The sequence below is a fragment of the Streptomyces sp. NPDC001902 genome (assembly GCF_042891295.1).
GTDB lineage: Bacteria > Actinomycetota > Actinomycetes > Streptomycetales > Streptomycetaceae > Actinacidiphila.
In genome coordinates this window covers 1-5,608 of the sequence record NZ_JBIATA010000034.1, presented here as the reverse complement: position 1 = coordinate 5,608, position 5,608 = coordinate 1, and the positions used below count along the sequence as shown (strand labels likewise).

The following is a 5,608-nucleotide window of genomic DNA, read 5'->3' as shown; positions in this document are numbered from 1 at the left end:
TGTCCCGCACCTGGCCGGTCAGGTTGCGGAATGCGGTGTTCACCGAGTCGGTGAGGTCCTTCCAGATGCCCGCCGCGCCCGGCACCTGCGCCTGGCCGCCGAGGCGGCCCTCCGCCCCGACCTCGCCCGCGACACGGGTCACCTCGTCGGCGAAGGTGCGCAGCGTCTCGGTCATCGCGTTGACGGTCTCGGCGAGCTGCGCGACCTCGCCGCGCGCGCCGATGGTGATCTTCTGCGACAGGTCGCCGTTGGCGACCGCCGTCGTCACCTGGGCGATGTCGCGCACCTGGGCCGTCAGGTTGCCGGCCATCAGGTTGACGGAGTCCGTGAGGTCCTTCCACACGCCGTCGACACCGGCCACCTTGGCCTGGCCACCCAGCTGGCCCTCGGTGCCCACCTCGCGTGCGACGCGGGTCACCTCGGCGGCGAAGGAGGAGAGCTGGTCGACCATCGTGTTGACGGTGTTCTTCAGCTCCAGCATCTCGCCGGCCACGTGCACGGTGACCTTGCGCGACAGGTCGCCCTTGGCGACCGCCGTCGTGACGAGGGCGATGTCACGCACCTGGGCCGTCAGACGGGACGCCATGGTGTTGACCGAGTCCGTCAGGTCCTTCCACGAACCGGACATACCGCGCACCCGCGCCTGGCCGCCGAGCTTGCCCTCGGTGCCGACCTCGCTCGCCACCCGGGTCACCTCGTCGGTGAACGTGGACAGCTGGTCGACCAGCCCGTTGACGGTGCGGCCCACCTTGAGGAACTCGCCGCGCAGCGGATGCCCCGAACCATCGGCACCCTGCGAGCGCAGGTCCATCCGCTGCTCCAGGTCACCCTCGGCGACCGCCGACAGCACCCGGCCGACCTCGGACATGGGGCGCACGAGGTCGTCCACGAGCGCGTTGGAGGCGTCGATGGCCGCCGCCCAGGCGCCCTCGCACGCCCCCGTCTCCAGGCGCTCGGCGAGCTTGCCCTCGCGGCCCACGACCCGCCGCACCCGCGCCAGCTCCCCGGTGAGGTGCTGGTTGCGGTCGGCGACCTCGTTGAACACCGCGGAGATCTCCGCCATGACCCCGTCGCCGGTGACCGTCAGCCGCTTGCGGAAGTTGCCGTCCCGCATGGACTCCAGCGCCGACAGCAGCCGGTGCAGGGCCGCCGAGTCGACCTCGACGGTCCCCGTACCGGCCCCGCTCTTACGCGACCGCGCGTTCTTCACCCGTGCGGAACCGCCCCGCTTCGCCGCGGATGCCGCGCCGCCTCGCGCCGATGCGCCAGACTCCACCGTGTCCCTCCCGGAGGGTCGACCGACCTGCAGGTGCCTCGTTCAGACATGACCAGTGTTTCACCATGCCCGGGCCCGGCCATAACAGTTCGGCAGCATCGCATATGACCGGCGTCATGATCGGGGCAGGAACACCCCCAACCGGCACACACGCGGTCGCCGGGGGTAAGTAACCTGGCATGCGGTTGCCCACCTTGGGCCGGGCGTACACCTCGAAGTGGGGGCCGGTGGTGACAGTACAGCGGACGACGAATGGTGACGTCCCGGGACAAACAAGGAGATCTGTGATCACGGCGCGGGCAGCGGCCACCTTCGAACCCGTGGGACGCTCGGTCGCCACCGCACGCGCGTTCGTCCGCGACACGCTCCAGGGCTGGGGCTTCTCCGAGGTGGTCGACGACGCCGTCGTGCTCACCAGTGAACTCGTCACCAACGCCGTGGTGCACGCCGGCACCGCCGCGGACGTCCACTGCCTGCGCTACGAGTCCGCCGTGCGCATCGAGGTCGCCGACCGCTACCCGGAACGTGAGCTTCCTCTCCACGACGCCAAGAAGCAGATCCACCCCGACCACGAGGGCGGCCGCGGGCTGCTCCTGTGCTCGGCACTGGCCAGCCGCTGGGGCGTGGAGTACACCGCCGCCAACAAGCACGTCTGGTTCCGCCTGGAACTCCCCCAGCGCCCCGCGGGCACCCGTTCCGCGGGTCCCGCCCTGCCCGTCCAGGCGCTGCCGCTCGCCGACGAGCGGGTCCGCGTCGCGGTCGTGCAGGTCGACCGCGCAGGCATCATCACCCGCTGGAACCAGGACGCCGCCGAGCTCTTCGGCCACCTCGGCGACCAGGTCACCGGCAAACCGCTCGGCGACTTCGCCGCCTGGCCGCAGACCCCCGGCACCGGCCATGGCATCGCCGAGGCCCTGCGGCTGTCCCGCTGGGAGGGCAGTTACGGCATCCGCGGCGCGGACGGCCGCACCCTGCCCGTCTACGGCGCGCACCTGCGGGTCCGCGACGCCTCCGGCGAGCCGTCCACCGTGTGCCTGCTGGTGCGCGAGGACGAACGCGCCGTCCTGCAGAACCCCGGCCGCGGGATGATCTCCGTCGAGGGCGGCGTCGAACGCGGCAAGACCGTGGACCCCTTCGAGTCCTTCATCGGCTCCCCCGCCCCCGACGACCTCGACGGGCTGCTGCAGCGCACCGTGGAGCGGGCCCGCGACATGCTCGACGGCGACGCCGCCTACCTGCTGCTCGCCACCGACGACGAGACCGAGCTCGAGGTGCGTGCCTCGACCGGCCTCCCCTCCGCCCGACAGCGCTTCGCACGGGTCCCCGTCGAGGCCGGCACCGGCCGCTACGGCAGCGCCCGCATGCCCGCCGTCCACGAGGACCTCACGGCGGTGCCCGGCGCCGTCCCGCTGCTCGCCGGCACCGGCATGCGCTCGATCGTCACCGTCCCCCTCAAGGTCGAGGGCCGCCTCACCGGCTCGCTCGGCGTCGCCGCGGAGAGCCCCGGCCGCTACACCAACGAGGAGGCGCTGCGGCTGCAGTTCGCCGCCGACCGCATCGCGCTGGCGGTGGAGAGCGCCCGCCTCACCGAGCTCGAGCGGCTGCGCCGCGGCTCGTTGTCCTTCCTGGTGGAGGCCTCCGACCTGCTGGCGGGCACCCTGGAACGCGACCAGACGCTCGCCCTGATGGCCCAGATGACCGTGCCCACCCTGGCCAGCTGGTGCGCCGTCTACACCATCGCCGACCAGGCCTCGGAACCCGAACTCGCCTTCGTCCTGCACGAGGACGAGGACCGCATCGACGGCATCAAGGCCCTGCTGTCCCGCCTCGCCCCGCCCGAGCCCGACCCCACCCCCGGCGCCCGCGTGTGGACCGCCCCCGCCGACGCCGCGCACTCCACCGCCCTGCGCGCCTCCCTGCGCAGCCTGGGCCTCGGCGAGGCGGGCCGGCCCGCCACGGGCCCCGGCACGGCCCTGGCGACCGCGGCCGCGGTCGGCGGCGAGACGGTCGTCCTGCCGCTCGTGGCCCGCAACCGCGTCATCGGCATGCTCACCCTCGGCAGGTCCGCCGACGAGCGCTTCCGCCAGGAGATCCTCGAACTCGCCGAGGACCTGTCCCGCCGGGCCGCCCTCGCCCTGGACAACGCCCGCCTCTACAGCGAGCGCACGGCCATCAGCCAGTCCCTGCAGCGCAGCCTGCTGCCGCCCGGCCTGCCGGTGATCCCCGGCGTCGAGGTCGAGGTCGTCTACCGCGCCGCCGGCGAGGGCAACGAGGTCGGCGGCGACTTCTACGACGTGTTCCCCATCCGCGACGGCTGCTGGGGCTTCGCCATCGGCGACGTGTGCGGCACGGGCCCCGAGGCCGCCGCCGTGACCGGTCTCGCCCGCCACGCGCTGCGCCTGCTCGCCCGCGAGGGCTTCAGCGGCCCCTCCGTCCTGGAACGGCTCAACGCGGCCATCCTGGACGAGGGGGCCCGCAGCCGCTTCCTCACCCTCCTCTACGGCGAGATGTGGCCGCAGAGCGACGGCAGCGCCGTCCTGAAGGTCGTCTGCGCCGGCCACCCCCTGCCGCTGCGACTGCGGCAGAGCGGCGTCGTGGAAGCCGCCGCGGAACCCCAGCCGCTGCTCGGCGTCATCGAGGACCTCGAACTCGTCGAGCAGACCGTCACGCTCGACCCCGGCGACGTCCTGCTCTGCGTCACCGACGGCGTCACCGAACGGCGCGAGGGCACCCGCATGCTGGGCGACGACGGCCTCGCCGACGTCCTGGCCACCTGCACGGGCCTCACGGCGGGCGCCGTGGCGGCCCGCATCCAGCGGGCCGTCGAGCGCTTCGCCTCCGACGCGCCGTCCGACGACATGGCCATCCTCACGATGCGCGTCCCGGAACTGCCCGCGTAGCGGCGGCAGTCCGCTCCGCGAAGGGCAAGGGAAACGAGAAAGGCCCCCGCCGAATGGCGGGGGCCTTTCCTCATCAGAGCCCCAATACGGAATCGAACCGTAGACCTTCTCCTTACCATGGAGACGCTCTGCCGACTGAGCTATTGGGGCGCGTCGACGTGAAGGATCTTAACGCATGCACGCCCCGGTTCGGAAATCCGATCGACCCACGGACCGACCGGGGCGGCCCGGTCTCAGAGCAGTCCGCCGAGCGTGTTGCACGCCACGGCCATCCGCTCCAACTCCTTCTCCGTCAGACCCGGGTGGACGGGCAGCGACAGCGTCTCGCCGGCCGCCTTCTCCGTGCGGGGCAGGTACGAGCTCGACCGGTACTCCGGCAACCGGTGCACGGGGGTCGGGATGCTCACGTTCGCCTGGACGCCGCGCGCGGCCAGCGCCATCGCGAACGCGTCCCGGTCCGGACGGCCGTTCCCGGGTATCCGCACCGTGTAGCGGTGGTAGACGTGGTGCGCGCCGGGCTCCACGTACGGCACGAGGACACCGGTCAGGGCCGAGTCCAGGTAACGGCAGTTGGCCCGCTGCCGGGCCACGGAACCGGCGAGCTTCGCCAGCACCCCGCGGCCCGCGGCCGCCTTGCCGTCGGTCATCCGGGCCCGGGCGTGGGCCGTGTCCCGAAGCCTCTTGACGGCACCGGCCAGTTCGGGGTGCTCCGTGGTCACCACGGCGCCCGCCTCGACGGCGAACACGCTCAGCGCCCCGTAGGTACCGACCCGGCGGCCGGCCAGCGTCGCCGCCTGGGCCTGGGTGGCGTCCTCGACGATCGCCAGGCCGTGCCGGGCGGCGATGTCGGTGATCTGGTCGACGGCGGCAGGGTGCCCGAAGAGGTGCACCGGCAGGATCGCCACCGTGAGGGGCGTGATCGCGGCGGCCACGGCCTCCGGGTCGAGGCAGAACGTCAGCGGGTCGATGTCGGCGAAGACCGGCACCGCACCGGCCAGCCGCACGGCGGCCGCGGACTCCACCGGCGCGAACGACGGCAGGATCACTTCCTCGCCGGCACCGATGCCGAGCGAGAGCAGCGCCAGATGCAACGCGGAGGTCGCCGAGTCGACGGCGACGGCATGACGCCCGTCCACCGCGGACGCGAACTCGTCCTCCAGCGCGGCTACTTCAGCACCCTGAACCAGAAACTGCTGCATCAGGCTCACCTCCACTTACCCGTTCCGGCAAGGATCACCGCAGCCGGTGATGCGTTGCTGATCTGAACATGAACAGCGGGTGTGGATACGCCAAAGAGCCGTGCCCCCGGACTGGGTCCGGGGGCACGGCTACTAAAGATTGTTCGGCGGCGTCCTACTCTCCCACAGGGTCCCCCCTGCAGTACCATCGGCGCTGAAAGGCTTAGCTTCCGGGTTCGGAATGTAACCGGGCG

General features: G+C 72.3%; 3 protein-coding genes, 1 tRNA gene and 1 rRNA gene. 1 reads left to right on the top strand and 4 read right to left on the bottom strand.

What is annotated here, in order from left to right:
* A partial coding sequence (locus ACFYYN_RS37430; protein ID WP_500549303.1) for a HAMP domain-containing protein occupies positions 1 to 1,276 on the bottom strand: 1,276 nt, incomplete at its 3' end.
* A gap of 284 nt (positions 1,277 to 1,560) precedes the next feature.
* On the opposite strand from ACFYYN_RS37430, the gene ACFYYN_RS37425 reads away from it, so the two are divergent.
* Positions 1,561 to 4,176 (top strand): SpoIIE family protein phosphatase, encoded by a 2,616-nt coding sequence (locus tag ACFYYN_RS37425; RefSeq protein ID WP_500549302.1) that lies wholly within the window; start codon positions 1,561 to 1,563, stop codon positions 4,174 to 4,176.
* A gap of 77 nt (positions 4,177 to 4,253) precedes the next feature.
* Here the strand turns inward: ACFYYN_RS37425 and ACFYYN_RS37420 are convergent.
* From ACFYYN_RS37420 to rrf, 3 genes are all read right to left on the bottom strand, one after another.
* A tRNA-Thr gene (locus ACFYYN_RS37420) sits at positions 4,254 to 4,326 on the bottom strand.
* A gap of 83 nt (positions 4,327 to 4,409) precedes the next feature.
* Entirely contained in the window at positions 4,410 to 5,375 is a 966-nt protein-coding gene (locus ACFYYN_RS37415; RefSeq protein ID WP_500549301.1) for a DegT/DnrJ/EryC1/StrS family aminotransferase, read from the bottom strand.
* A gap of 141 nt (positions 5,376 to 5,516) precedes the next feature.
* Positions 5,517 to 5,608: ribosomal RNA gene (gene rrf / locus ACFYYN_RS37410) — 5S ribosomal RNA — on the bottom strand; the annotation flags it as partial.

Bases quoted from the DNA above. Each gene is read 5' to 3' on its own strand.
- ACFYYN_RS37415 (WP_500549301.1), bottom strand. From the start codon at position 5,375: ATGCAGCAGTTTCTGGTTCAGGGTGCTGAAGTAGCCGCGCTGGAGGAC.